The sequence below is a fragment of the Arenimonas sp. genome, from assembly GCF_019459675.1.
Classification (GTDB): Bacteria; Pseudomonadota; Gammaproteobacteria; order Xanthomonadales; family Xanthomonadaceae; genus Arenimonas.
The window spans coordinates 1-2,215 of record NZ_JAIBFH010000417.1 but is presented as its reverse complement, the minus strand read 5'-3'; the positions used below and the strand labels follow the sequence as shown (position 1 = coordinate 2,215).

Here is a 2,215-nt window from a genome sequence, read left to right as displayed (position 1 = left end):
CGGGGGGGGGGGGGGGGGCCCCCCGGCCACGGCCACCGAGCCCGTCACTTCGCGGGTGGCCGAATCGATCGCGCCATCCACCGCGCGATCCAGCGCCGCCTGCGGATCGGCCAGCGCTTCCCGCGTGCGCTCGACCGAGGTCCTGGCGTCCTGCAGTGCACGCGCGGCCTCGGTGCCGGCGATCGCGCCCTTGGTTTCCTCGAGGACGCGGGTGGCCTCCTCGCCCGACTGCGCCACCACGGTGGCGGTGGCGCCGGTCACCTTGTCGAGCGCTGCCGAACCCCACTCGCTCAGTCGTCCCATGGCCAGGACCACCACCACGACCAGGGCGAGCATTCCGAGCGCAAGGGTGCCGAAAACCCCCACCAGCAAGGTGCGGCGCGAAACTCTGGACGTGTTCATGGATGGATCCTTCGAAGGGGAATGGAGTGGGCGGTGGCGTGCAGGGCATCGGGGTCATCGCCGCCGGTCGCGTGGGCAAGCGTCCAGCACAAGCCACGCCGGGGCGCCCGCAGGCGGGCAATGCGGCGGCCGGTGGCCCGGTCGATGCGGTCGGCGGCGCGGTCGATGGCGACGTACAGGTCGGCGTCGCGCTCGCGCACGATGATCGGCGCCATCGTCGGGCCAACCACCTCCACCACGCAGTGCTTGTCGACGCCGCCGCGCGGGCCGTTCACGTCCGCCAGGCGCACCTGCACCGAGGCCAGCACGGACTGGTAGCGACCCAGGGCCGTCTTCAGGCGGCGTTGCGCATAGTCACGGATCGCCTGGGTCGGGAGGATGCCGCGGCAGAGGATGGCGATGCGCATGTCGGGGCTCCTGCAGGGTTGGCGCTCAGGTTGCGGGCAGGAGACCATTCGATCAACATGATTGAACAGAGCAATAGCATCGGAAAACCCGAACAATGAACCTCAAGCACCTTCGCTATTTCTGGGCCGTGGCGCGCTTCGGCGGCGTCGCCCGGGCGGCAGAGAAGCTGGCGCTGTCGCCGCAGACGCTGAGCGGGCAGATCGCCGAGCTGCAGCTGGCGCTGGGCGTAGAGCTGCTGCGGCAGGTCGGGCGGCGCCTGGAGCTCACCGACGCCGGCCGGGTCGCGTACTCCTACGCCGACGAGATCTTCGGCCTGGTGGATGAGCTCGGCGCACAGGTCCGGGCGATGCCCAGCGGGCGCAGCCGGCTGTTCCGCGTGGGCATGACCGATGCGGTGCCGCGCTCGCTGGCGTACCGGCTGCTGGCCCCGCTGCTGGCGGAAGAAAACATCCAGCTGACGGCGAGCCACGAACGGCTCGATGTCCTGCTGGCCGACCTGGCCCTGCACCGCCTGGAGCTGGTCATTGCCGACCGCCCCCTGCCCGCGGGCATCGCCGTGAAAGCCTTCAACCACGTGCTGGGCGACACGCCGATGGCGCTATTCGCCCAGCCGGCGATGGCGCGCAAACTGCGGCCGGGGTTTCCCGCCTCGCTCGAGGGCGCGCGGATGGTGGTGCCGGGGCGCGACAGCGTCGCCCACGAGCAGCTGCGCGCCTGGCTGGAGCAGCACCGCATCACCGTGCGCATCGTCGGCGAGTTCGACGACGGCGGCCTGATGAAGACCTTCGGCGCCTCCGGGGTGGGCCTGTTCCCCGCCCCGCTGACCATGCGCGGGGAAATCGAACAGCGCTACGGCGTCGAACTGGTGGGCGTGATGGAGGGCGTGACCGAACGCTACTACGCCATCTCGACCGAACGACGCGCCACCGATCCGCAGGTGGTGAAGATCCTGGCCTCGGCGGACCGCCTGCTGGCGAATCCGTCTTCGCTCAGTGCGCGGCGTCGGTCCTGACCCCGCCGGCGTGGGCACAACATGTCGGCACCGCCCGCTGGCCGGGCCATTGGTGGGCGCGAGCTGGCGGTTCTGAGCGGGACGGAGATGCGAATGGACGCCCAAAGTGAAAAGCCAGACCCGAAGAGTCTGGGTTTTCTTCTTGCCTTCAATTCAGTGCATCAACCGCACTTCGAGTAGCCGCAGTTCAGGCAAGTGGCGCAGCCGTCCATGATCACCGTGGCCTTGGTGTTGCACTTGAAGCACATCGTCGCGCTGGGCGGGAAAGAGGCGCCGTCGCCGGTGACCTGCACCGCCTCGTCAGCGCGGTTCGCGCTGTGGGTACCGGCACCGGCGACGTCGCCGCTCAGGGGGTTGGATTCAGACTTTTTTTTTGCGCGGTTCTCGTAGGCC

Annotated in this window: 3 protein-coding genes and 1 pseudogene; 1 reads left to right on the top strand and 3 read right to left on the bottom strand. The window is 69.6% G+C overall.

Annotation, left to right across the window (positions count from 1 at the left end):
* Together K0M70_RS13820 and K0M70_RS13815 are read right to left on the bottom strand one after the other, a co-directional pair.
* Window positions 1-402, bottom strand: a 402-nt coding sequence (locus K0M70_RS13820; protein ID WP_290782890.1) for a hypothetical protein, incomplete at its 3' end; no start/stop codon positions are given.
* A complete protein-coding gene (locus K0M70_RS13815) occupies window positions 399-809 on the bottom strand; it encodes an HPF/RaiA family ribosome-associated protein (RefSeq protein ID WP_290782889.1) in 411 nt (136 codons plus the stop codon). The genes K0M70_RS13820 and K0M70_RS13815, both read right to left, overlap by 4 nt.
* Window positions 810-904: 95 nt before the next feature.
* Here K0M70_RS13815 and K0M70_RS13810 point away from each other — a divergent pair, with 95 nt between their 5' ends.
* On the top strand, window positions 905-1,822 hold the full coding sequence (locus K0M70_RS13810) for a LysR family transcriptional regulator (RefSeq protein WP_290782887.1): 918 nt from the start codon (window positions 905-907) through the stop codon (window positions 1,820-1,822).
* Between the two features lie 161 nt (window positions 1,823-1,983).
* Here K0M70_RS13810 and K0M70_RS13805 read toward each other — a convergent pair.
* A pseudogene (locus K0M70_RS13805) lies at window positions 1,984-2,215 on the bottom strand (NrdJb); the annotation flags it as partial.